The 25039-nt window shown below is 54.5% G+C and carries 21 protein-coding genes and 2 pseudogenes; 6 read left to right on the plus strand and 17 right to left on the minus strand.

Features of this window, described 5'->3' with window-relative positions; translation table 11 throughout:
* Positions 1-3: 3 nt before the first annotated feature.
* The 3 genes from TKWG_RS18950 to TKWG_RS26730 are packed head-to-tail and all read right to left on the minus strand — an operon-like array spanning position 4 to position 1957.
* Entirely contained in the window at positions 4-876 is an 873-nt protein-coding gene (locus TKWG_RS18950) for an ABC transporter permease (RefSeq protein WP_014752383.1), read from the minus strand.
* A gap of 2 nt (positions 877-878) precedes the next feature.
* Complete coding sequence (locus TKWG_RS26725; RefSeq protein WP_322786574.1) at positions 879-1514, minus strand: ABC transporter ATP-binding protein; 636 nt, start codon at positions 1512-1514, stop codon at positions 879-881.
* Positions 1511-1957, minus strand: coding sequence for an ABC transporter ATP-binding protein (locus tag TKWG_RS26730; RefSeq protein ID WP_322786575.1), 447 nt, complete (start codon positions 1955-1957; stop codon positions 1511-1513). The genes TKWG_RS26725 and TKWG_RS26730 overlap by 4 nt, the downstream gene beginning before the upstream one ends.
* 313 nt (positions 1958-2270) lie before the next feature.
* Here TKWG_RS26730 and TKWG_RS18960 point away from each other — a divergent pair, with 313 nt between their 5' ends.
* Positions 2271-3059, plus strand: a complete 789-nt coding sequence (locus TKWG_RS18960) for an IclR family transcriptional regulator (RefSeq protein WP_171815193.1) — start codon at positions 2271-2273, stop codon at positions 3057-3059.
* A 111-nt stretch (positions 3060-3170) separates the two neighbouring features.
* On the opposite strand, the gene TKWG_RS18965 is transcribed toward TKWG_RS18960, so the two are convergent.
* The 3 genes from TKWG_RS18965 to TKWG_RS18975 form a co-directional block, all read right to left on the minus strand.
* Positions 3171-4478, minus strand: coding sequence for an NAD(P)/FAD-dependent oxidoreductase (locus TKWG_RS18965; RefSeq protein WP_014752385.1), 1308 nt, complete (start codon positions 4476-4478; stop codon positions 3171-3173).
* A gap of 229 nt (positions 4479-4707) precedes the next feature.
* The gene (locus TKWG_RS18970) at positions 4708-5202 is read right to left on the minus strand and encodes a GyrI-like domain-containing protein (RefSeq protein WP_014752386.1); all 495 of its coding nucleotides are present in this window, start codon (positions 5200-5202) and stop codon (positions 4708-4710) included.
* Between the two features lie 54 nt (positions 5203-5256).
* Positions 5257-5445: a YqaE/Pmp3 family membrane protein gene (locus TKWG_RS18975; protein WP_014752387.1), complete on the minus strand. Its 189-nt coding sequence runs from the start codon at positions 5443-5445 to the stop codon at positions 5257-5259.
* A 216-nt stretch (positions 5446-5661) separates the two neighbouring features.
* Here TKWG_RS18975 and TKWG_RS18980 point away from each other — a divergent pair, with 216 nt between their 5' ends.
* The 4 genes and pseudogenes from TKWG_RS18980 to TKWG_RS18990 all read left to right on the plus strand — a co-directional run bounded on the left by TKWG_RS18980 (position 5662) and on the right by TKWG_RS18990 (position 9508).
* On the plus strand, positions 5662-6450 hold the full coding sequence (locus tag TKWG_RS18980) for a DUF924 family protein (protein ID WP_014752388.1): 789 nt from the start codon (positions 5662-5664) through the stop codon (positions 6448-6450).
* A gap of 335 nt (positions 6451-6785) precedes the next feature.
* Positions 6786-7574, plus strand: a pseudogene (locus TKWG_RS27560) (efflux RND transporter periplasmic adaptor subunit); the annotation flags it as partial.
* Positions 7575-7693: 119 nt separating this feature from the next.
* The gene (locus TKWG_RS27565; protein WP_456047809.1) at positions 7694-7957 is read left to right on the plus strand and encodes a hypothetical protein; all 264 of its coding nucleotides are present in this window, start codon (positions 7694-7696) and stop codon (positions 7955-7957) included.
* Between the two features lie 57 nt (positions 7958-8014).
* Positions 8015-9508, plus strand: a complete 1494-nt coding sequence (locus tag TKWG_RS18990) for a DHA2 family efflux MFS transporter permease subunit (RefSeq protein ID WP_014752390.1) — start codon at positions 8015-8017, stop codon at positions 9506-9508.
* Between the two features lie 44 nt (positions 9509-9552).
* Here TKWG_RS18990 and TKWG_RS18995 read toward each other — a convergent pair whose 3' ends face one another.
* The 11 genes and pseudogenes from TKWG_RS18995 to TKWG_RS19045 form a co-directional block, all read right to left on the minus strand.
* Entirely contained in the window at positions 9553-10203 is a 651-nt protein-coding gene (locus tag TKWG_RS18995; protein WP_014752391.1) for a DUF3540 domain-containing protein, read from the minus strand.
* Positions 10149-12166: pseudogene (gene tssF / locus TKWG_RS19000) on the minus strand (type VI secretion system baseplate subunit TssF). The gene TKWG_RS18995 and the pseudogene tssF overlap by 55 nt, the downstream one beginning before the upstream one ends.
* Positions 12166-12720 (minus strand): type VI secretion system baseplate subunit TssE, encoded by a 555-nt coding sequence (tssE, locus tag TKWG_RS19005; RefSeq protein WP_014752393.1) that lies wholly within the window; start codon positions 12718-12720, stop codon positions 12166-12168. Before tssE ends, tssF begins: the two are co-directional and overlap by 1 nt.
* A 63-nt stretch (positions 12721-12783) precedes the next feature.
* Positions 12784-13605 carry a type VI secretion system accessory protein TagJ gene (locus TKWG_RS19010; protein ID WP_014752394.1) on the minus strand — a complete coding sequence of 274 codons (822 nt, stop codon included), beginning with the start codon at positions 13603-13605 and terminating at the stop codon, positions 12784-12786.
* Positions 13606-13719: 114 nt separating this feature from the next.
* The gene (locus TKWG_RS19015) at positions 13720-14205 is read right to left on the minus strand and encodes an Hcp family type VI secretion system effector (protein ID WP_014752395.1); all 486 of its coding nucleotides are present in this window, start codon (positions 14203-14205) and stop codon (positions 13720-13722) included.
* Positions 14206-14393: 188 nt separating this feature from the next.
* Complete coding sequence (gene tssC / locus TKWG_RS19020) at positions 14394-15890, minus strand: type VI secretion system contractile sheath large subunit (RefSeq protein WP_014752396.1); 1497 nt, start codon at positions 15888-15890, stop codon at positions 14394-14396.
* 13 nt (positions 15891-15903) lie between these two features.
* Positions 15904-16470 carry a type VI secretion system contractile sheath small subunit gene (gene tssB, locus TKWG_RS19025; protein ID WP_041709659.1) on the minus strand — a complete coding sequence of 189 codons (567 nt, stop codon included), beginning with the start codon at positions 16468-16470 and terminating at the stop codon, positions 15904-15906.
* 59 nt (positions 16471-16529) lie between these two features.
* On the minus strand, positions 16530-17579 hold the full coding sequence (gene tssA, locus TKWG_RS19030; protein ID WP_014752398.1) for a type VI secretion system protein TssA: 1050 nt from the start codon (positions 17577-17579) through the stop codon (positions 16530-16532).
* Between the two features lie 371 nt (positions 17580-17950).
* A complete protein-coding gene (locus tag TKWG_RS19035; RefSeq protein ID WP_014752399.1) occupies positions 17951-19249 on the minus strand; it encodes a TRAP transporter large permease in 1299 nt (432 codons plus the stop codon).
* An 83-nt stretch (positions 19250-19332) separates the two neighbouring features.
* The gene (locus TKWG_RS19040; protein ID WP_014752400.1) at positions 19333-19842 is read right to left on the minus strand and encodes a TRAP transporter small permease; all 510 of its coding nucleotides are present in this window, start codon (positions 19840-19842) and stop codon (positions 19333-19335) included.
* Positions 19839-20813 (minus strand): TRAP transporter substrate-binding protein, encoded by a 975-nt coding sequence (locus tag TKWG_RS19045; protein WP_014752401.1) that lies wholly within the window; start codon positions 20811-20813, stop codon positions 19839-19841. Before TKWG_RS19045 ends, TKWG_RS19040 begins: the two co-directional genes overlap by 4 nt.
* Before the next feature lie 371 nt (positions 20814-21184).
* On the opposite strand from TKWG_RS19045, the gene TKWG_RS19055 reads away from it, so the two are divergent.
* Positions 21185-24805, plus strand: coding sequence for a hydantoinase B/oxoprolinase family protein (locus TKWG_RS19055; RefSeq protein WP_014752402.1), 3621 nt, complete (start codon positions 21185-21187; stop codon positions 24803-24805).
* Positions 24806-25039: the final 234 nt, after the last annotated feature.

The raw sequence follows: 25039 nt of genomic DNA on the forward strand, positions 1-25039 counted from the left end.
TGTTTACCCCAAACTGCGCTTATAGGAGCGCTCGAGAATTTGATTGTAGGACATCATAATGATCAGATTCATAATGAGCAACATCATGGCCAGCGCTGCCCCCATGGGCCAGTTCAGATCAATCATGAACTGCTCATAAATGCTATTGGACACCATGCGGGAGCGTCCTCCGCCAAGCAGCACGGGGATCGCAAACGCGCTGGTGGACAGGCCAAAGACAATCAGGCTGCCCGACAAAATGCCAGGTGTGGCCTGCGGCAGAATGACCCGCTTGATGGTCTGCCATTTGGTGGCATTGAGCGAGTATGCTGCCTTGATGGTTTGCGGATCAATTTTATTAAGCGACGTCCACACGGGAATAATCATGAACGGCAGCATGACATGCACCAGGCCGATTACTACGGCTGAAGAGGTGTATAGCAGTGACCCCAGGCCCATCATCTCGGTCAGCTTGCCAATGGGCGACATGGGGTTGAGCAGCATGCTCCAGCCAAACGCCCGCACCACAAGTGAAATAAGCAGAGGAGACAGGATAACCAGCAGGAAAACAGAGTTCCACGGCGCTTTCATGCGACTTAAGATATATGATTCGGGCACACCAATGAGGACGCAGATGATTGTGACCAGGCCCGATATCCAGAGCGTGCGCCAAAATACCGTGAGTGTGTAGTTGCTGGTGAATATTTCAATGTACTGGTCCAGCGTCCAGCCCGCTTGCACGCCCAGGTCGTAATCGTAGGGCCGGAATGACAGCACGATGGTAAGCACCAGCGGCACGATCAGCAGGCCGATAAAAAGCAGTGTCAGTGGCATGGCGCCCAGAAAGCTCAGGCGCCGCTTGCGCACCGGCGCGGCGCCGGGATCAGGATGCGTCATGGTTACAGATCCCCGGCAGGCTCGGCCGTCAGGACCTTGAGCGCGCCTTCATGCCAGTCCAGGCTGACGTTTTCGCCAATTTTATAAACCTGCTGGTGGTTATTGATGACCGATACGATAACCAGCCCGAAAGCGGTCTGCACCTCGTACATCCATAAATTGCCAAGGAAAAAGCTGTTTTTGACCGAACCGGCAAAGCGCCCCTGTCCTTGCCGGCCAATCACGATTTTTTCGGGACGCAAAGACATGAGTGCTTCGCAGGCGCCTGTACTTGGCGCCATACCTGCTTCATTTTTCAGAATGATGCTGTGACCGTCCAGATCGAACTGGCGGCCCTGCGCTGTCGCCGTCAATGTGACCGTAAAGGTATTGGTCTTGCCAACGAAGCGGGAAATAAAGGGCGTGGCCGGATTTTCGTACATGACGTAAGGCTCATCAATCTGGATGACTTTGCCTTCGCGCATGACAACCACACGATCGCTGACTGACAGCGCTTCGGCCTGGTCGTGCGTCACCATGATGGTGGTGGTACCCGCCTGTTGCTGAATCCGGCGCAGCTCAAACTGCATCTCTTCACGCAGGTTGGCATCCAGATTCGACAAAGGTTCATCCAGCAACAGCACTGGGGGCTGAATCACCAGGCGCGCGCCAGGGCCACGCGCTGGCGCTGGCCGCCCGACAGTTCGCGCGGATAGCGCTGTGCAAATTTCTCCAGTTGCGCCATGGCCAGTGCATCCTTAACGCGCCTGGCAATATCGCTGCCCGATAGCTTGCGCATTTCCAGACCAAAGGCCACATTCTTTTCCACTGTCATATGCGGAAAAAGCGCGTATGTCTGGAAAACAATTCCCAGCCCTCTTTCATTGGGCTTTGCAAACGTGATGTCCTTGCCATCCAGAATGATGCTGCCAGCGGTCACGTCAACGAATCCGGCAATCATCTGCAGGGTGGTGGTCTTGCCACAGCCGGACGGACCAAGCAGCGAAACGAATTCGCCTTTGGCAACGTCAAGAGACAGATTGTCGACAGCGGTGGTGTCCGCAAATTTTTTGGTCAGGCCGTGTAACTGCAAAAAAGACATACGTCCTCACTTCGTTCGTTTTGATATGGTTCCGCAGACTGCACTGTTTCGCACATGCGGCATCGTATGAGGGGATACGGCGGCAAACAACGAGAATGCATCAAGGGCGCGCGCAACAGTCATGCTGTTTATGACAGTTGTATTTAAGCTTGATAATTGTCCCTTGCATGGGCCGATTTATATATTGGTATTTCTACTAATAAAATTATTTTTATTTATATTTCATTTAATGGAAAAATATATATAATATTTAAATATTAATTTCATTAAACAAAATACAACTATGGATCAGCAATCAGCAGGCGCACAAGGTGTGCTTACCAAAGGTTTGGGTATTTTGCGCTTGCTCAGTGATGCAGGTCCGCAAGGGTTGCGCGTGACCGACATTGCCCGCCAGCTTGAACTTTCCCAGGCTACGGTGCACCGGCTTTTGCAAACGCTGATTGCCGAAGGCTTTGTGCTGCAGCGCCAGGGAAGTAAATCCTACGCGCTGACCCTGGAGCTATTCTCCCTGGTGGCTCGTGCGCATCACAATGAATCGTCGCTGCGCGCCACCTGTCGCAGTTCCATACTCAGAATTGTGGGCACACTGCAGGATTCGGCGTTTGTGCTTTTGCGAGACCGCTATGACGTGGTGTGTATCGATAAAATGGAAGGCAGCTATATCACTCAATCGCTGACCGGCGGTATTGGCGGGCGCATTCCCATTGGGCTGGGCCAGGGAAGTATAGCCATTCTGGCCGCCCTGCCGGAAAGCGAGCAAAATGCCATCCTGGCATTCAACATTCCGCGCTTTTACCAGGACGATGGAATTGACGAGCCGCAGTTGCGCGCAAGAATCAAGCAGACGCAGCAAAACGGCTATGTGCTGAACACCGGTCCCGGCAAACTGACGGGCATCGGCGGTATTGCAGTAGCGTTTACCGACACCACTGGCTATCCGGTAGGCGCAATCGGGTTGAGCGTCCTTACCGAGAGGCTGACTCAGGAGCGCCTGCCCTTTATTGTGGATATTCTGAAACGTGAAGCGGCCGCGATCAGCAGCAGTCTGAATCCCTTTGACCCGGCGCTGGGCAGCCCCCATATGGCGCTATCAAACTAAGCGACAGCAATTTATCTCACAGGTATTGCGATCGCAATACACTGCGCCATAACCGATACAGTGGACGGCGCAATGGTGAGGCACGAAACGGCGCAGCCTCTGTGGGCATTTTTAACGCTCGGCGCTGGCCCGGATTCCCTGATAGAAGATCGCGCTTTTGACACCCAGCGCCCGCAACGGCTCCGGGGGCAGCCAGGACGGCCCACCCAGTCCCAGTACCGCATCCAGCTCTTCTGACTGATGGTTCAGCATAAGCTCGGCCAACAGGCGCCCGTTTACCGTGCCTCGCAGCACGCCCGAACCATTGCAGCCGAGCGAACCGTAGATGCCATCGGCCAGCTTACCGAAAAAGATTCCGCCGTTACGCGTCAGCGCGGTGGTTCCTCCCCAGACAAACTCAAACTCATGCGATGCCATTTGCGGGAAACGCCGTTTGTAATAATGCGTGAGCATGGTGGTATACGCAGCAGCACTGCGCTCTGATTCATAGGAATAGGCGCTACGTACCATAAAACGGTTGCCCGACACCTTGCGCAGCGTCGTGCCAAGGCGGTGAGCCGGCAGCAAGCCCCATTGCCTGGCCGGCCCCAGGGCAGCGGCCTGTTCATCCGATAGCGCCGGGGTCAGCCCGGCATACGTATAGATGGCAATCAGACGGTCTTTCAGGAAACCCAGTTTGCGGGCAAAGGCGTTATTGGCAATCACCAGCTGGCCCGCGGAAAAATCACCCTTGCTGGTCGACACCGTGTAGCGGCCTGCGCTGCCGGCAACACGATTAGCAAACGTTTCTTCCAGCAAAGTGACATTTTCCGGCAGGGTATCGGCCAGGCCACGATGCATGGCCGCAGGCTGGACAAATACATTATTGCGTGTGTAATAACCAAAATCGTAATAACGCGTACCCAGTCGCTGCGCCAGTTGGTCCTGGCTCAGCACTTCACTGTCAATGCCCAGTCGCTTGTTTTTATCAATGCCCGACAGCAGGGATGCCTTGCCGGCGGGTGTCGCCGATGCATTGTATTTACCGCTATGTTCATCCCAGTCGCATTCAATCCTGTTCTCTTGCAGGGTCTGCTTGAGCCACTGTAACCCCTGTTCATAGACACGAATTTGCATGCGCCCCAGCAGATCGTCCTGCGCCGGATCCTTTGCAATGCCCGAACGCGGAAACGTAGACATGAATCCGGAATTGCGGCTTGATGAGCCCTCGCCGATGACGCTGCCTTCCAGAATGAGCACCGATTTTTCCGGCGCCAGTTCCGCCAGGCGCCGGGCCGCCGACAGACCGGTAAAGCCAGCCCCGATAACAATGAAGTCAAAGGCTCGCGGGCCTTGTGGTTCAGTGGTTGCGGTGCGCGCAGGCAGCAGCGCGTTCCAGCCGGAATGGTTGTTATAGTGAGGTAAATAGGGATTTTTCACGCGTATCGACTTCGGACAGAAAGAACTCAAAGAGCTTTCCATCATAAGTGGCCGGCAGTAATTTTCAATCGTTTTATCACATCCGAATGAAAACCGCCGCAAATGTGTAATCTATCTGCAACATGCTTTGCCGATAACGCTTGTTTTGCCGGGGAATCTACCATGCAGGCAGCAGTCGCAAAACTATTCGTCGAGCTCTGGCCCTGGGCGGCGGTCAAACCGAGCCAGGTCACGCCCACCCGGCCAAGCGATAGCGTGATGATTTATTTGATGGCGATATGCACACTGACTTCAATCGCCCTTTCCTCGCGCCCCGATATATTTCGAAATCGGTGGTATAGGCCCGCTGATGAGGCGTATCTTCGCGTTTGAAATAATCCCAGATATCCAGCCATACCCGGATGACCGTTTCGGGCATTTTCCCCTTGCCGCTAAAGACCAGATATTGTCCTGAGGGGACGGTGACCTCGACCAGATCCAGATTGCATTTTTTTGGTTTCTGGTCCGCCCCCGCCGTCACGGTATAACGGCCGTCCTGATCCGATTCATACTCCCCATAAACCCCATAGATGGGGGCATCTGCAGGCAGCTCGGGAACCAGTTCAGTGTACACGTCGTGCCAGAGCAGGGGCAGCCTTGCCGTCTTCAATGTCTCTTCGTCGGCATTGCGGGTGCGGGTTTGAATGCCGAATATGCGAAACGACGGCAGGTTAACAGTGTGCATGGCAGGTCTCTTTCAATACCATGCAACGGTTGCGCAGCACGGCGGGATTGCGGTTTAAAGCTGACGCGCCGAGGCGATTTTTTTATCGGTCGTATACTGGCTCAGCGCGTAGACAGCCCACAATGCAGCGGGCAGCCAACCGATGAGCGTGATCTGCAAAATCAGGCAAACGATACCGGCGATTGGGCGTCCAATCGTAAAAAATGCAACAAAAGGCAGAAAGATGGCGAGCAGTAATCTCATGAAAAGTCCCGTAATACGATGCAGTTATTGTGAGGTGATATAACGTCGCAAATGGCGACGAATCCCGTAATATCAAGGCTGTATTATAACGGTCGGCGACACCATGACAGTGTCACGGCGCCCAGAGGCAGTTAACACAGGACCCGCCTTTGGCTGCCTCCGTCGCCGGCCATTCTCTCTTCGCTTTATTGCTTTATTTCTATAAAAGGATCGCGTATGTCTCCACAGGATATTCTTGACTTCTGGTTCGAACACACCCCTTCTGAGCAATGGTTCGCCAGCGATCCGCAATTTGATGCAACGATTCGTGAGCGCTTTACCGATGTATGGCAACAGGCCTCACGCGCCGAGCTCAGCGGCTGGCGCAGTTCCATCCGAGGACGCCTGGCCGAGATCATCGTATTGGATCAGTTCTCACGCAACATCGGCCGCGGCACGCCCCTGGCCTTTGCCCAGGATGCAATGGCGCTGGTGCTGTCCCAGGAGGCCTCGCGGACCGCCGAATTTAACGATCTGACGCAACAGGAGAATAATTTTTTGCTGATGCCCATGATGCATTCGGAATCCACTGTGATTCACCAGGCCGCCGAATGCCTGTTTCGCAAATATGGTTCAAACGAATCGTATCAATTCGAGCTGAAACACAAGGCCATCATTGACGCTTTCGGTCGTTATCCGCATCGCAACGAGATTCTGGGGCGCGAATCCACGCCAGAGGAAATCGCCTTTCTGGCACAACCGGATCATCGTTCTGATCAATGCGGCTCTTGTACGCCTGCGCGCACATTGGCAACCCCATACTATTTCATTCTACGCCCCTGGCACCGCCCGCCTGCTGAGCGGCGTGGATGCCAGCAGCCGACCTGCCCGAACCGCTTGCAATGCCGCTACCGGCTACGGGTGCGCGGTCGCAAATGTGCCGCCAAGGCTTACGCAGGACTGAATTTCCCGAACTTTCACAACAGAATCGTGTCGATTGCACGGCCGTTTTCAGAAAATATTTGACCGTGATTTTTTCTGTGATTATCATTAATTGACCAAGCAATTATTGCTTACCCAATTAATTGAACCTACATTATTCCAGCCGCTCGGGAATCGGGTGATGCCGCTGGCATTGCCTGATCCCGTGTTTGCCCGGCTGATCATCACGGTTACCATCTTCCATGAGTTCCAATTCAAATTCAACGACGGTCAACCCCGACGCACCGTCCGCCGTTTCCGCTTCTTCCGCAACAGGGGCAAAGGCCAGGCAAAAGAAACAGCCTGCCGGCAACAAACGCGGTTTTCTGTTCAAGCTGTTGTTCCTGACGATTGTAATCATTGCCATTATTGCGGGTGTCATGTATTACCTGAATGGTCGCTGGTATGAAAGCACTGACGACGCCTATGTACAGGGCAATATCATTCAGATCACGCCACAGGTTCAAGGCACCGTGGTGGGTATTTTCGCTGACGATGGCGACTTTGTGCATGCCGGCGATACGCTGATCCGCCTGGACCAGACCGAAGCCGAAGTTGCCCTGAACGAGGCCAAGGCCGCATTGGCCAAAACCGTAAGACAAGTGCGCAGCCTGTACAGTCAGGCCAGCGGCGCCAAGGCAACATCGGGCGCCCAGCAGGCATTGGTGCAGGCGCAGGAGTCTGCCGTCAAGGGAGCCAAAACAGCGCTGGACAAGGCAAAGGCCGACTATAGTCGCAGACAGAAGCTGGTCAAGTCCGGCGCCATTTCAGAAGAGGAAAGCGCGCACGCCAGAGATGTATTTCTGCAGGCCCAAAGCCAGTATCAGTCTGCCATCAGCCAGCTCGAAGCAACGCGTAGCCAACTGACCGCATCAGAGCAGAACGCCGAGGTAAGCAATGCTCTGGTGGCCGGCACCCTGATCAACCAGCATCCCGATATTCTGGTTGCCGAGTCCAAATTGAAAGCCGCGTATCTGACCTATGTGCGCAGTACCATTACGGCTCCGACTGATGGCTATGTCGCCAAGCGTGCGGCCCAGGTCGGCCAGCGCGTAGCGGCCGGCAGCGCCATGATGGCCGTGGTGCCGCTGAAAAACGCATGGATTTACGCCAACTTCAAAGAAACACAAATGAAAGACATGCGTATCGGCCAGCCGGTGCACATTACCTCCGACCTTTACGGTGACGACGTGGTGTATGACGGTGTGATCAGCAGCCTGGGCATTGGCACGGGCAGCGCCTTTGCCCTGCTGCCAGCCAGAATGCCACCGGCAACTGGATCAAAATCGTGCAACGGATCCCGGTACGCGTGGAGTTTGCCAAACCTGAGCAGCTGGAAAAACACCCGCTGCGCATTGGCATGTCCATGTTTGTTGAAGCCGATTTGCACAATACAGAGGGCGCAGTGCTTGCCAGCGGTATCAATCCGAACAGCAAGCTGCTGACCACGATTTACGATCAACAGGTAGCGGCGGCGGACCGGTTGATATCCGACATTGTGCAGCAGAACCTGGCGACCGACGACTCCGATAATAGCAGCACCGATGAGTAACGAAAAACCCAAGGCGCCGTCCGGCACGCCCGCACAGCCGTTCGCCCCGGCCAGCCTGTGGCTGACGACCCTGGCCTGTGTCTGGCCACCTTCATGCAGGTGCTCGATACCACAATTGCCAATGTGTCGTTGCCGACCATTGCCGGCAACCTTGGCGTCAGTTCGTCGCAGAGCACATGGATTATTACCTCCTTTGCCGTGAGCAATGCCATTACGCTGCCGCTGACCGGCTTTCTGAGTCGACGCTTCGGGGAGGTGCGCCTGTTCAATATCTGCACCATCCTGTTTGTGATTACGTCGTTTCTTTGCGGCATCTCCACAAACATGACGGAGCTCATTGTTTTTCGCGCATTGCAGGGTGCGGTGGCAGGCCCGATGTATCCGATCACGCAAAGCCTGCTGATTTCCATTTATCCCGCGGCGCGCCGCGGCATGGCGCTGTCCATCCTGTCGATGGTCACGGTGGTGGCACCGGTAGCCGGTCCTATCCTGGGCGGCTGGATTACCAGCAGCTACTCGTGGGAATGGATTTTCTTTATCAATATTCCGGTAGGGCTGTTTGCCAGCTTTATTGTCTTTGTGCAGATGCGATCTCGTCCGGTTTCGATCATTAAAGCCGGCGTAGATTATATGGGTCTGATTCTGCTGATTGTGGCGGTGGGTTCACTGCAGGTGGTATTGGACCTGGGCAATGAGAAAGACTGGTTCGGCTCGGACTTTATCGTGGTATTGACGATCGTGGCAGTGGTCGGCACGATTGCTTTCCTGATCTGGGAGCTGACCCACCCCAATCCGATTGTGAATCTGACGCTCTTTCGGCATCGCAATTTCGCCTTCGGCACCGTTGCCCTTATTTTCGGCTATTCCGCTTTCTTTGCCATCAGCCTGCTGATCCCCTTATGGCTGCAGCGCACCCTGAACTATGACTCAATGTGGTCGGGAATTGTGTCGGCGCCTATCGGGATCCTGCCGGTTTTTCTCGCGCCTATCGTGGGTAAATATGCCAATCGTATTGATCTGCGCGTGCTGGCATCCCTGTCGTTCATAGTGATGTCGTTCACCTCGTTCTGGCGTGCGGACTTCACCACCGATCTGGATTACATGCATATTGCCATGACCCAGCTGGTGCTGGGCCTGGGTGTCGCGTTTTTCTTCATGCCAGTGCTGACCATTCTGCTGTCTGACCTGCGTGCCGACGAGATCGCTGCCGGCTCCGGCCTGGCGGCTTTTTTGCGGGTGCTGGGAGGCAGTTTCTCGGCGTCGATTACCACATTCCTGTGGGACCATCGCGCAGTTATTCATCATGCCCAGCTAAACGAAAATATTAATGTCTATAATCCGACAGCGGTAGAAGCGTTAAAGCAGTACGGTGAAACCACCGAGATAGCCGCCTACAATATTAATAACCTGATTAATCAGCAGGCACTGCAGATATCATTCAACGAAGTCTTCTGGGGATTGGGCTGGCTGTTTTTGCTGCTGGTCGGACTGGTCTGGCTGACCAGGCCGCCGTTCATGGCCAAGCCTGGGGCAGCCTCGGGCGCCCACTAAGGCGACTCGGCAACACGCGCGCGGGTCGCCCCGCGCCCCCCGGATCAACCCATATGGATCTGTTTGCCATCGACCTTGACCAGGTCCTTGGCCGTGACCATGGTGTATTTGGAATGCAAGCGGGCAGATTGTTCGGCTTGATAATCGATAGTGCCGGCCCGCAAGTGTTCAACCTCTTCGGTCAGTTTGAACGACGTGCGGCTCATGAATGACAAACGGTCCATGATCGACTCGTAAACCTTGCCGATGATTCGCATCATGCCAACCGTGGTTTTCAGTTCACGACCGACATATTGCATCTCGTTAACGACGCACTGGCCTTTTTCCGCACTCAGCTTCAATTGTACGGTGTTGATATCCAGCGCGGTACCACCGCGCAATTGCATGGCAGCGGCACTGTGGATATTGACTGAGTCGGCCGAAATATTGAGCTTGCCCGGCACACTGACCGTGGATTCGTTCTGATGAGCCTGTTCGATGACCGCAATCAGGTATACGCGAGCCCGTTCGGGACCGCTGATCAGCACGGTATCATCCACCTGGGGCTGCAACAGGCAGCTGGCAGCACGACGGCAGACCCATTCATGACCATCGCATTCAACAACAAACTCCTGCTCATCCTGCTTTTTCACGACGCCGATCAGATGGACCGGATCGTAGACGGGGTAGGTTTTAGGCTGGGCAACTGAAGACATTTTTGTTCCTTTGGCGGTTGATCGTCAACGTACAGCGATTCAGACGGCTGGCCGGGCGCCCATACGGGCTTCCAGCGGGCCAGTTCACCGTGCTGCATGGTAGACAGCACGAGCTCGGACATCATATTGATGGAGACATGCCGGGCAAAAAACTGCTCAAGCACGGCTCCGAATAAATAGGGGCTGACACCGGAAAATGCCCTTCATCCACTTCCAGATGAATTCGCGCACCCCGGCCAAACACGATGGGTCCCGGCACGGGCAGGCGATGGTGCACAGCCTCTACCCGGACATGCCGAACGCCGTTGATCTGCTTGGCAACGGCCGGATCAGCGATATTTGCATATATTTTTAACATCTCACGCAGGGTTTGTGCGCCTTTTTCTGTATCCAAATCAATCAGGCTCAGGTAATTGAGGCCCAGATGGCTGATCAGGTGCCAGGCATAGGCACCCTGGGCCAGCGCAGGCCGGGGGCGCGACGGCCCTCGCAGGATTTTGATGCCTTCGATGGGTGCCGACACGCGCAACGCCAGGTCGTTTTTCTGGCCGATGGGCATCAGCATGGGCAGGTCGCGATTGGTGCACAGCACATCCATGCTCAGGTGCCGCAAATCCTCGGAAAAAGGCGCCTGGTGCTTGTCCACAAGTGAAATAAAGACCTCGCTGCCGATATAACCAGTACGCGCGCCATTGCGTGCAGCGGTATCAGACAGCAGACGCGGTTCACGTCGCATGGAATAGTAAGCGCCATAATCGTCGGTATCGCTGCCCAGGGAGCCGAAAAAGGGTCGAAATTCCTTTTCGGTCAGATCCGATACACTCGAGTAGCCCGCTACCCGTGTCGTGTTGTAAACCTCGAAATCCAGCGGCCGCGTACGATCAACCACCAAATGATATTCATGGGTATTGGGCGAAATCGTAATCCGATCGGCCTTTTTGGGAAAAAGGTTAACCACCGGCGTGCAGTGCAGCGCCAGATTTTCTGCTGTCACATTGCCTTCCAATTCGGGCATGTCTTTGTCAAACAGGAATGTCAGCTCAAAGCTGCGGCTTTCCTGGCCAGCCGCTGCGTTGGCGCTGCCTGCGGCAATGGCTGCCGGCAGCTTGAGCGCTTTTTGCATATTGTTGACGCTGAAAAACATGAAGCGCGTTGGAAAGGCAAAGTATTCCTGAATAATGCGATAGCCCTGAAAGATCCGGGCCTCGGCAGGCAGCAGCGCCTGGTCGCCCTCGAACCCTTCATGACGCACGTCATTGACATTGATGCGGTTAATCCATTTGACCGGCTTGTCGGCATCATGACAGAGCACCGTGATGGTGTGTCCCATGATGAGCTCCAGCAAGCGCTGCATATGAATGTCCTGACCATTCAAATGAAATACCAGTTGATCCAGCTTGAATTCGTGCAGCTTGACGCCACCCTTGATTTCCAGCCGGATGCGCAGCGAGCTGCGCACAGGCTGGTTCCGGTTGTTCAGATTCATCCGCTTCAAGGGCAAGTCGGGGGGCACACCCGAGAGCTCGGCGGCCGTGACCTGCAATGGCCACAGGGTCAATGCATGGCCGGTCACAAATTCGCAGGGGGTCTGTTCCGTTTTGGGGATGCGCCCACGCATGACCGTACCCTTGGGCAGGGTAAAGCCCTTGGCCAGACTGCCCTCGTTCATGCTGGGAGACACCTGCACCACTGCCATGGATGGGGTTGGCGCCAGATAATTCGGATAAACCACTTCGAGCAAACGCTGGGAAAATTGCGGAAACTCGGCATCCATTTTCATATGGATACGCGCGGTCAGAAAGCTGAAGCCTTCGAGCAGGCGCTCGACATACGGGTCGGCGACCTCGATGCCATTCATGCCCAGTCGGCCCGCTATCTTGGGGTAGTGATCGGCGAACTCCTTACCCATCTCGCGGATGTAGGCAAGTTCACGATTGTAATAGTCAAGGAAACGCTGTTCCATCAGGCAGCCCCCTGTTCCTGCAGATCCATATGACCGCTTTCCAGATCAATGTCGGTACGGAACAAAAATTCGCGCGGATAGGGATTGCACCAAAGTTTGCCGCGGATCTCCAGGCTGAGCACATTGTGATGCTCCAGCGAGGTCACTTCGCTGACACAAGCCACTTCCAGCGAATCGGACAGAATTCGCGGTTCGAAATGAATAATGGCCGTCTTGATGGACTGCTCCATATCAACCCAGTCAATCTCGGACATGCGCCTGCCGGCCAGGGCTTCGACGCCGAAATTGACCGTTGAATTGCGTACCTGGGGAAAGGCATCCAGGTCGTCCACGGTTTCAATATTGACCGTGTTCAACACCCAGCGCAGGTCACGCAGCACCGCATGGCGCAGCGTATCGTACGTGATCATAACGCTGTCGCGACTTTCCTTTTTTTTCAGCGGTTCATTGTCGGTAAGGCGATCCAGCAATGCCGGCTGCAAACGATCCTTGGCTGCGCGACGCTCACGCATGCCGAAGGCCGTTCGTTTACCTGAAATGTCTTCCATATCCATATACGACACACCTGTAACTATCTTGCTTTTGTTCTATTTCTGTTTCCGATACAGGCTGGCGGGTCAGTTCAACTGCCCATGATGAAACGTGACGCTGCGCATATCCAGCAACGCATACTCGCCCGCATCGGTCATCCACATTTTCTGTCCGGTTCCGAAATAGATGTCCTGGCTGATCTGCTGCCAGTCTGTCCGACGCGACAGATTGCTGGCATCGTCCAGATCGGCATAATTTTTATCGGCAGGCGCCGGATAACGCGCCGGAATCAGGCCGATCTGCGAACGACCGCTCACAAGCGTGATTTCGGCCTGAACCCAGATCAGATCGGTCAGCCCTTCAGGCGGAATCAGGCGCAACGACTGGATCATATCCATGGGAACCCAGCCATAGCGGCCGTTGGCAATAACCTCGCACACCGGACCAAGGCGGCTGTCGCCGTCGCACAGCCATTCAAAGGGCTGTCCCTGTTCCTGGTCATTGACCACAACCGTACCTGAAACAGCTGGCGCCGCTTCCAGCGCCTGTTCCCGCAGGGCGTGCGCCGTCTCGGCGTCACTGCGCAAGGCCTCAAGCAGCATGGCCATCCACTCGGGCGGCTGTTCGAAGACCGCCGGCGTTTTCTCGCCACGAAAGACGGCTTCGCGTTCCTGCTCTGCCGTTATGGCGCCAGTATAAAGCACTGCAACGGGCTGGGCCTGGGCATTCATTTCCGAACTCAGTTTCAATTGCTCGAAAGCCTTGTCCCATAATCCCTTGACGGCCAGCAACTGGAACAGCCGGGCACGCAGATCGGCGTCAGCCGGTTTTTTTCTTATTTGAGCCTTCACCTGATCGAGCTGTTCATCAACGCTCTTGCCGTCCAGTGCCTTTATGATGCCTGTCATATCCATTCCGTATTAAAAAATGCAATGAGCTAACAGATACCCAACGGGGCATACCTGTTAGCTCCTTTGGAGCCTCAAAAAAAGCTCCCTTGCTGTCAACGCAACAAAAGCGGATTAACCGACGATTTTGTTTTGTTTGACGTCATAGGCAACAACAGATTCAGCACCTTTGCCGCCCTGCTCTGTTTGCTCCCAGTACTGCTGTTTGACTTTGGCAGCCTGGAACGCATAGCTAACCATCATGGCATCACCGTCGTGTGCGCCTGTGTATTGAACAGAAGTCACCAGAACGTCTTCCAGCGTAATTTTGGAGTATTCCACTTGTGTACCACCGGCCTTGCATACAGATACTTCGACCTTGCTCAGGTGTTTACCGGTAGAGCAGTGTTTCATCACTGCAGGTGCAGCACGGTCAACACGGGCAACAACATTCAGGTCGTTAAAGCTGGCTTTGCCAGTACCGCCACCACCACCGGTAGCCATGGAACCGGGTTGTGTTGCACCCCATGCGAAAGACTGAATGTCGCTCCAGTCCTTGTGGTTTGAATCCTTGGATTCACCGTTTGCACCTTCAATTTTCATAAACATATCAACAGCCACAATTTTCTCCTAGTGAGCTAATTAATTTGATTTGCGATCAGGCCACTTCGGCCTGTCATTGCTTCACGTACTACTTACAACTGCAGATACCCCCAACTGCCGGATATCCGGTTTTGTCCGGCCCATCGCTTCGATGCGCCGGTCAATCGTCACTGCCCTGTGCAAAGGGCAGTATGTTCGGGAACAAATCAGCTGTCGTTCTGTTTAAGCGACGGCAGTTTTGAAACAAGACGCAGCGACACTGTCAGGCCTTCGAGCTGATAATGCGGACGCAGGAAGAACTTGGCAGCGTAATAGCCTGGGTTGTCTTCAATCTCGGTAACCTGGACTTCAGCGGCAGCCAAAGGCTTGCGCGCTTTGGTTTCCTGGGACGAGTTGGCCGGATCACCATCGACATAATTCATGATCCAGTCATTAAGCCAGCGTTCCATATCGTCACGCTCGCGGAAGGAACCGATTTTGTCGCGCACAATACACTTGAGATAATGCGCAAAGCGGCAGCATGCAAACAGATACGGCAGGCGGGCCGACAAGCGGGCATTGGCGGTGGCATCCGGGTCGTTATATTCGTGGGGCTTTTGCAGCGACTGCGCACCGATGAAGGCGGCAAAGTCTGAGTTCTTGCGATGCACCAGCGGCATGAAGCCGTTTTTGGCCAGCTCGGCCTCGCGCCGATCGCTGATAGCAATTTCCGTGGGGCATTTCATATCGACGCCGCCATCATCGGTGGGGAAGGTGTGGCAAGGCAGATCTTCGACCGCCCCGCCAGATTCAACGCCACGAATCGAAGTGCACCAGCCGTATTCCTTGAAGGAACGGTTGATGTTGGACGCCATGGCGTAGGCCGAGTTAGCCCAGGTATATCGCTCATGCGTTGCGCCGTCGGTGTCCTCTTCAAAGTCGAACTCATCCACCGGGTTGGTGCGTGAGCCGTAAGGCAGACGGGCCAGGAAGCGCGGCATCGCCAGACCGATATAGCGTGAGTCTTCTGACTCGCGCAAACTACGCCAGGCGGCATATTCCGAATTGGTAAAGATTTTGGTCAGATCGCGCGGATTGGCCAGTTCCTGCCAGGAATCCATCTGCATGACTTCAGGCGACGCACCGGAAATGAATGGGCAGTGGGCTGCGGCAGAGATGCGTGCCATTTCACCCAGCAGCTCAACGTCTGGCGGGCTATGATCAAAGTGATAATCGCCCACAATGCAGCCGATGGGCTCACCACCAAACTGGCCGTATTCTTCTTCGTAAACACGCTTGAAAATCGGGCTCTGGTCCCAGCCGACGCCCTTATAGCGTTTGAGGGTGCGGCCCAGTTCCTTCTTGGTGATGCACATGACGCGGATTTTCAACAGTTCGTCTGTTTCTGAATTGTTGACCAGATAATGCAGGCCGCGCCAGGCGCCTTCAAGCTTCTGGAATTCATCGTTGTGCATAATCAGATTGATCTGCTCGGACAGCTTGTGATCAATCTCCGCAATAATCGCCTGGATGGTCGAATAGGCGTCCGAAGACATAGTGACCGTGTTGGCCAGCGCCTGCTCGGCCAGCGTGCGCACCGCGTTCTCTACCGCTTCGCGCGCCTGGTCAGTCTTGGGCTTGAATTCTTTTTTCAGTAATGAAGCGAGACCATCGGATTCCAGTCCTTCTAACTGTACCGCTTCTTTCTGTACGCTCGTGCTCATTTAACTCTTCCTGTTACTTACTGGTGTCGTCTGCGTCGGATTCAGGCTTGTCAGCCTCGGGGGCAGATGTATCCTTGTTCGGCGCTGCTGCCAGCGTTTTCATCAAGGCCGGGTTCTTCAGTACCTTGTTGATGAGTTCTTCGGCGCCGGTTTTGCCATCCATATAGGTCAGCAGATTGGCCAGCTCAGTACGCGCTTCCAGCAATTCTTTAAGCGCATCGACCTTGCGCGCCACCTGTGCCGGTGAAAAATCGTCGATGCTGTCAAAGCTCATGTCCACACTGAGCACACCTTCGCCGGTCAGGGTGTTGGGAACCTGAAACGCCACGCGCGGCTTGATGGCCTTCATGCGTTCATCGAAATTATCGATGTCTACTTCAAGAAATTTGCGGTCGTTGATATCGGCCTGCGGCACTTCGGATTTACCGGCAAGATCGGCCATGACGCCCATGACAAACGGCAACTGAATGGTTCTTTCGGCACCATAGATTTCAACGTCATATTCGATCTGCACACGCGGAGCGCGGTTTCGTGCAATGAACTTCTGACCGCTTCTGCGTGACGACATTCGTGTAGCCATTCTTTTACTCTCCAACTCTTGGCCGGCTGAACCGGCGGATCATATTTATCTGTATCTGTTTACTCTTCGCGGGGCAGCCAGTTTTCAAACTGCTCGGCATTACCGGGGGTAAGATTTTTCAGCATTTCATGAAAATTAAGGGGAATGGTCTGCTGAACCCGCCGGATCAGGAACGGAGCCGGATGGCTCGGTTCGTGAATTTCAAAATAACTGCTGACTTTTTCCAGTGCGACCATTGCCTCGTCGCGCGTCTTGATTTGTACTTCCGTCCATGACACCGGCCTTTCCACTGCTTGCTGTTGCACTGTTGCTGTATTGCCAGCGGCGGGTTCAACCACACCTTGCCCGCCATTGTTGTCTGCAGCAGTGCTCTCAGGTTGTTCCGATTGCGATGTTGCAGCAGCACCTAATGCATTTGTGATCAATTCAAAACTTCGCTGCAATGATGAGACTGAAGGCGTCCACTCGGTGCCCAGCTTTTCGGTGACCAGCTCTATAATGCTCTGCAGGCTTTTTGCCGCGCTGCCCAGCCCGACCATTTCCGGCGCACCAGCAATGGCAGCCTGGTTCAGCGTTTCCACCAATCGGGCCCGGCCACCGGGAAACAGATCGGCGCGCGAGCCTTCCATAATGGATTCAGCATCACGCAATGACAACTGGCCATGTGCACCGGTGAGCAGGTTGGCGCTGCGTACGCTGCGCCCCACACCCTGCATATCCGCCAGAGAATTCAATGCGTTGATGCGTGGCAACGGATCTTCATAATCATCTTCAACCAATTGCGGATAAACACTCACCCAGCATTTTTCTAAAGCATCGTGCGCCAATCGGACACCGCAGGCATAGCCTGCAAGCCCATTTTGCGACGTCCACGCGCAAACCAGTGCGTGAATCACGCGCAAATCGCAAGTTCTGTCACAAAGCGCAAGTGCCTGCTTTTCAACCTGATTCCAATCCGGAGCCTGAGCATCAATAATCGTATCGCCAAACTGTTGTTCGGGCTTTTCTACAACTGCCTGCTGTAACGCCAAAAAAGCGGCATCGTACTCCAGATTCTCGCCAGCGTTGTCTTCGCTAAACGCAGAGAACAATTCATCAAATGTTTTCATGTACCCCGGCTATCCTAAACATGCATTGTGAAACGTGTGTGACGTTTGTTCTTCACACAATTTGCGCATTTCGCTACACGTTACACATTAAAATTCATATTGAGACTAGTGAAAACCCTAGCGGTCAGTGCGAATCGCAATTGAAATCTTACAAAAGTTATCTTCCATCATAAGATTTCAGTCTTGATAAAATTATGTCAATTAAAATTAAAAACACTTTATTACATATATATACAAAGTATTTTTGAGCTATTTGGCTTTACTTTGGCGATCAATCCCGCATTTTGCGGCGCATTTACCATTCGCAGCAATGCGTGTTTACACTATTTACATAAGGCAAACACGTGCATCGCATATTGCACCGCGTCCACTTAGCGTACGTTCTGTGGCAGCCACAGTACCAGGTCGGGAATCCAGTAGATAATCATCACGCCAACAATCATCAGAAAGAACATGGGCATTGAGACTCTGGCGATATAGGGCAATTCCTTTTTGGTCATGCCAGATAAAACGAACAGGTTAAATCCCACCGGCGGCGTAATCTGCGCCATTTCAATAACGAAAATCAGGAAGATACCGAACCAGACCAGATCAAGCCCGGCAGCCTGTACGGTTGGAAGCAGCACACCGATCGTGAGCACCACCATTGAAATCCCATCCAGAAAACAGCCTAATATAATAAAGAACACCATTAGCGCCAGCACCAAGCCAAATTGCGATAGCCCCAGTGAGGCGATCCATTCGGCCAGCGCGCGTGGCAATCCGATATAGCCCATTGCCAGCGTAAGGAACTGGGCGCCGGCCAGAATCAGCGCAATCATGCAATACAGTCGTGTTGCGCCCAGCAACGAATCCTTGAATGCGGCCCAGCGCATTGAGCCTTGCAGCACAGAAAGAACGAATGCCCCCACAACGCCAAGCGCGGCCGCTTCCGTAGCCGTTGCGATCCCGGTATAGATGGAACCGAGCACAGCCACAATCAGCAACACGACCGGTATCAGATACCGCGATTCGGCAATTTTCTGCCGGAACGTCATTTTGCTTTGCTCGGGCGGAATGGCCCCGGGATGCAGCAATGACCACACAATGATGTAACCCATGAACAAACCAGCCAGCAGAATGCCTGGTACCACGCCTGCAATAAATAACCGGGAGATGGATACATTGGCGGCAACGCCATACACAATCATGATAATGGAGGGCGGAATAAGCAGACCGAGCGTGCCGGCGCCCGCCAGCGTACCCAGCACCTGATCGTCAGGATAGCCACGACGCTTGAGTTCAGGAATGGTCATTTTGCCAATGGTGGCGCAGGTTGCAGCCGATGAGCCCGAAACGGCTGCAAAAATAGCGCAGCCGATAATATTGGTATGCAGCAGCTTGCCCGGCAACCGGTCCAGCCATGGCGCCAAGCCACGAAACAGATCAGTGGAGAGCCGCGAACGAAACAAAATTTCGCCCATCCATAAAAACAGTGGCAGCGCCGTCAGCGTCCAACTCGAGGACGCCCCCCAGATAGTAAGCGACATGGCATCGCCCGCCGGTCTGGAGGAAAACAGCGCCATAGTCAGCCAGGCGCAGCCCGACAGGGTCAGGCCAACCCAAACCCCGGCGCCTAGGAAACCGAAGATGGCAACCAGCAGGACAATAATGACAAGTGATTCATTCATAATGCATTCCGCGCGGTATGCGCATGATTTGCCGGGACTCCTGCCCGGCATGGATTACCCAGGGGAAGTACCCTTCCCACGGTTCAAGTCTGCATGGACACCGGTTCTTCCTCTGTGCGCGAGTAGCCTTTTTTGAGCGAACAGATAAACTCATCCACGATCGCAATACAAAACAGCAGACAGCCGACAGCCATGCCCAACTGCGGTATCCACAAGGGCGTTGCATCTTCTCCGGTAGACAGATCGTGATAACTGTATGAATCCATAACCAGCTTGATGCTGAACCAGGCCAGCGCACCAGACAGCACGATCGCAACCACAAGTGTGAACAGGTTCAGATAGTGGCGCGCGCGCGGCTTGAGCGCAGCCAGAACCAGCGTGACGCGAATGTGTTCATTCTTGCGAAAGGTGCTGGCCAGCGCCAGAAAGCCGGCCGCGGCCATGGAGTAACCGGCGTAGGCATCAAGCCCCGGAAAGTTGGTTCCCATTTGCCGGATGATGATAGACCAGAGCACAAACACCAGAATGCCGATCATAAACAGCCCGGCAAGCCAGGCTGCGCCTTCATAGATACAGTTAAGCAAACGTCTCATTTTGATTTGTAGTCGTTCAGCAGTTTCTCACCATCGGCGCCGGCTTTCTTGGTCCAGTCGGCAATCATGCTCTCGCCGATTTTGGTCAGGCCGGCAATCAGCTCGCTGGACGGTTTGACGATTTCCACGCCATTCTTGACCAACTGCTCGTTGTACCATTTGGTTTTTTCCTGCGACAATGCCCAGCCGGTTTTTTCCGCTTCGGCCGCGGCATCCCGCAATGCCTTGCGCTCTTTGTCATCCAGTGCATCGAAGGCTTTTTTATTCACGATCAACGCATTCTTGGGTAACCAGGCCTGCGTGTCGTAGAGTTTTTTCAGATACTCATAAGTCTTGGTGTCATAACCGGTAGAGCCCGATGACATATACGAATCAACCACCCCGGTGGCCAATGCCTGAGACAGTTCAGCCTGCTGGATGGTCACCGGATGCGCGCCCACTTCCTGTGCAATTTTGGAAGTGACCGGGCTGTACGCACGCCATTTCAGGCCTTTCATGTCGTCAATCGAATTGAGCGTCTTATTGGTAAAGATTCCTTGAGGCGGCCAGGCCACGGAATACAACAGCTTCATACCCTGGGCTTCGAGCTTCTTTTCCAGATAGGGCTTTTGGGCCTGGTACAGTTTCCAGGCCTGTTCATAGCCGGTGGCCAAAAACGGCAGGCCATCCAATTCATAAATGGGGTCTTCGTTGGCGAAGTTGCTGAGCAGGATTTCGCCCGCCTGAGCCTGGTTGCCCTGCACTGCCCGCTTGATTTCCGGCGCCTTGAACAGCGATGCGTTGGAGTGAACGGTAATTTTGAATTCGCCGCCCGTGGCATCGGACACCGCCTTGACAAATTTCATGGCAATTTCAGTATGGAAATTGGAGTCCGGGTAAGCCGTGGGCAAATCCCATTTCGTGGCCGCGGAAGCATTCACACTAAACAGAGCGCCAGCAAGCGCGGTCAGAACCAGAGCATTATTTTTCATGGATGGCATCCTTCAATATAGAGGTCACTGCAATATCGGGGGGTTACGCAGCCGCAGCCAAATCATCGGCAGGGTCTGGCGCACTGGTAGTTTCGGTTATATCAGCCTCATGGCTGTCATATTTCAGAGAATATAAGATTTTTGTCGCAAGGGCACGAGAAGATTTTCAGGCAAAGGGAAAACACTGATAGGGTCTGCACTGAAAGTGGGCGTGATTTTGGCTCGCTTGCCTGCGTTTATACCGGCCAGGCAATACCGCCTCAAACACTGGCATGATTTGTGCTGATACACTTGCATAATGCCCGTCAGCATGATGACGAGCGCAATTTTCACAATCAATATTTTTATCAGAGACAGGCAGGACACAAAACATGAGCAAGTGGCAATTCTGGGTAGACCGTGGAGGTACCTTCACCGACATCGTCGCAATCACTCCGCAAAAAACCTTACTGACCAGAAAATTGCTCTCGGACAATCCCGACCATTATGAAGATGCCGCGATTGAGGCAATACGCGATCTTCTTGGCGTTGCCAAGGGCGATCCGATCCCGGTGAAAAATATCGATTGCGTCAAAATGGGGACCACGGTTGCCACCAATGCACTATTGGAGCGCAAAGGCGAACGCGTTGTTTTTTTGACTACTCGCGGCTTTGCAGACGCCTTGCGGATTGCATATCAGAATCGTCCGCGCTTATTCGACCGTCATGTGGTCCTGCCCGAGATGCTTTATGAACAGGTATTGGAAGCCGACGAACGGATCGATGCGGACGGCGAAGTTATTTTCCCAATGGATGAACAGGCGCTGCGCGCGCAGTTGCAAGCAGCGTACGATCAGGGCCTGCGCAGTATTGCAATTGTGTTTATGCATGCCTGGCGCAACCCGGCACATGAAAAACTGGCAGCGCAGCTTGCCCGGGAGATTGGATTCTCACAGATATCTGCCTCGCATGATGTCAGTCCGCTGATCAAGTTTGTATCGCGTGGAGATACCACGGTGGTAGACGCCTATCTGTCGCCCATCCTTGCCCGCTATGTCGATCGGGTCGCCTCGCAATTGCCCGGCGTGAACCTGATGTTCATGCAGTCTTCGGGGGGCCTGTCGGACGCGCATCGCTTTCGCGGCAAGGACGCCATTTTGTCGGGTCCGGCCGGCGGTATCGTCGGGATGGCGCGCAGCAGCCAACAGGCCGGGTACAAGAAAGTAATCGGTTTTGACATGGGTGGCACCTCGACCGATGTATCACATTTTGCCGGTGTCTATGAACGCGATTACGAAACCTCCGTGGCTGGCGTACGCATGCGCACACCCATGATGCGCATCCACACGGTCGCCGCCGGTGGTGGCTCGATTCTGCATTTTGACGGCGCGCGCCTGCGCGTCGGGCCGGACTCGGCAGGCGCCAACCCCGGCCCCGCTTCCTATCGCAAGCAGGGACCGCTGACCATTACTGATTGCAATGTCATGCTGGGTAAAATTCAGCCGGACTATTTTCCTGCGGTCTTCGGCCCCAATGGCAGCGAACCGCTGGACGCGCAGGTCGTGACCGGAAAATTCGGTGTGCTGAGCAAGCAGGTGAGCCAGGCAACCGGCAGGCAGGTAAGTCCGGAAGAGCTGGCCGCAGGCTTTCTGGCGATTGGCGTACAGAACATGGCCGAAGCAATTAAACGGATTTCCGTGCAACAAGGCCATGATGTCACGCGCTATACGCTGACCACGTTCGGCGGCGCCGGTGGCCAGCATGCCTGCCTGGTTGCCGATGCACTTGGCATGACAACTGTGTTCGCCCACCCATTGGGCGGCGTGCTGTCAGCCTATGGCATGGGTCTGGCCGATCAGGTGGCCATTCGTCAGCAGACCGTGGAAAAGCCGCTACAAGAGGAGCTGATCCCGGAACTGAAGCAATTACGCGAGCAGTTGGGCGAGCAGGCCAGCGCGGAATTGGTGACACGACTGACCACAGGGATGCAGATCGTGCTGAACACGCGCGCTCAGTTGAAATACCAGGGCACCGATAGCGCCCTGGAAGTGGACTTTGCCGATGCAGGACAGATGCTTGCCGCATTCAATGAACAGTATCGCCAGCGATATTCATTTCTGATCGAAGACCGTCCACTGGTTGTCGAGTCCTTGCTGGTCGAAGCGGTGATTGCGGGCAGCCGAATTGACGAGGCAACTATTACGCGACGCGATGACAGCCTGCCTGTGGCAGACTCACATCGCCAAATGTACAGCAACGGGACCTGGCACGACACACCAGTATTTCCGCGGCAAGCGCTGCAGGCAGGCGACGTTGTCGCCGGCCCGGCCATTATTTCCGAAGCCAACCAGACTACGATTGTGGAAGACGGCTGGTCGGCCACGCTCAACAGCAAAGACCATCTGATTCTGACGCGGACCGTCCCCCTGCGCAATGCACTGGCCGTGTCCACAGATGCCGATCCGGTGATGCTTGAAGTATTCAATAATTTATTCATGTCGATTGCCGACCAGATGGGTCTGAGTCTGCAGAACACAGCCTATTCGGTCAACATCAAGGAGCGGCTGGATTTTTCCTGCGCGATTTTCGACGACCAGGGCAACCTGATTGCCAATGCGCCACATATGCCGGTGCATCTGGGCTCCATGAGCGAATCGATCAAGACGGTCATGCGGGAAAATGCCGGTAATATGCACCCGGGTGACGCCTATGTGGTGAACGATCCCTATCACGGCGGCACCCATCTGCCGGATATCACCGTTATTACACCTGTGTTTGATCGAGAAGAAAAACAGATCATTTTTTTCGTCGGTTCGCGCGGACACCATGCTGATGTCGGCGGACTTACGCCCGGATCAATGCCGCCGGATTCGACGACCATTGACGAAGAAGGCGTGCTTTTCACCAATTTCCAGCTGGTCCGCCATGGCCGGTTCCGCGAACAGGAAGCGCGGGACATTCTGATGTCGGGCAAGTATCCTGCCCGCAATCCCGATCAGAACCTGGCTGATCTGCAGGCACAGATTGCCGCCAACCAGAAGGGGGTCAGGGAACTGCATGCCATGTGTGATACTTTTGGTCTGGAGGTAGTGCAAGCCTATATGCAGCATGTTCAGGATAACGCCGAGGCGTCGGTGCGTCGCGTGATCCCTTTGCTGCGTGATGGCAGCTACACTTACAAGCTGGATAATGGAGCCGTAATACAGGTGGCGATCCGAATCCATGACGACCGTGAATCGGTAACAGTCGACTTTACCGGCTCATCAGCACAACTGACCAATAACTTTAATGCGCCGGCTTCGATCGCCGTGGCTGCCGTGCTTTATGTCTTTCGCACGCTGGTGAATGATGAAATTCCGCTCAATGCCGGTTGCCTCAAGCCTATCAATATCGTGATACCACCGGCGTCCATGCTCAACCCTGAACTACCCGCTTCAGTGGTGGCCGGCAATGTGGAAACATCCATGTGCATTGTGAATGCTCTGTATGGTGCACTGGGTGTACTGGCCGCAAGCCAGGGCACCATGAACAACTTCACTTTCGGCAATGCCCGCTACCAGTATTATGAAACCGTCTCTGGCGGCACCGGCGCCGGACCCGTGTATCTGGATTCGGACGATGAAGGCTTTGACGGTACGTCATTGGTGCAGGCCCATATGACCAATTCCCGGCTCACCGACCCTGAAGTACTGGAGCTGCGCTTCCCTGTACGCCTTGAGTCTTATGCCATCCGCCACGGTTCCGGCGGCAAGGGCAAATGGCACGGTGGCGATGGCGGCATCAGGCGCATGCGTTTCCTGGAATCGATGACTGCTGCCATTCTTTCCAATAACCGCAAATACGCGCCCTTCGGTCTGAAAGGCGGAGAGCCGGGCCAGACCGGCAGGAACTATATCGAGCGCGCAGATGGTTCTGTGACCGAGCTCGGCCCGCAAGATAATGCCAGTCTGCAGCCCGGGGATACATTTGTGATTGAAACACCGGGGGGCGGTGGCTACGGCCAGGCAGAATGAGCTGATTTGAATGCAACTTGTTGCGGGATCCTATTGTTCGATCCTGTTGCGGCGCAAGCGCAGCTTGAATGCGACTCACAAGTGCTGGCCGCCAACAGGCGGCTGCGCCTGCACTTAAGGCACGGTTGTTCAATTGGCATAGCAGATACGGGGCAACTGGCCTATCGCACATGCAATAGCACTTGGCGTAGGTCACCGGTATTCCGCCATGCAAAACACATAACGCTTCGACAT

This window comes from Advenella kashmirensis WT001, assembly GCF_000219915.2.
Lineage (GTDB): Bacteria > Pseudomonadota > Gammaproteobacteria > Burkholderiales > Burkholderiaceae_B > Advenella > Advenella kashmirensis.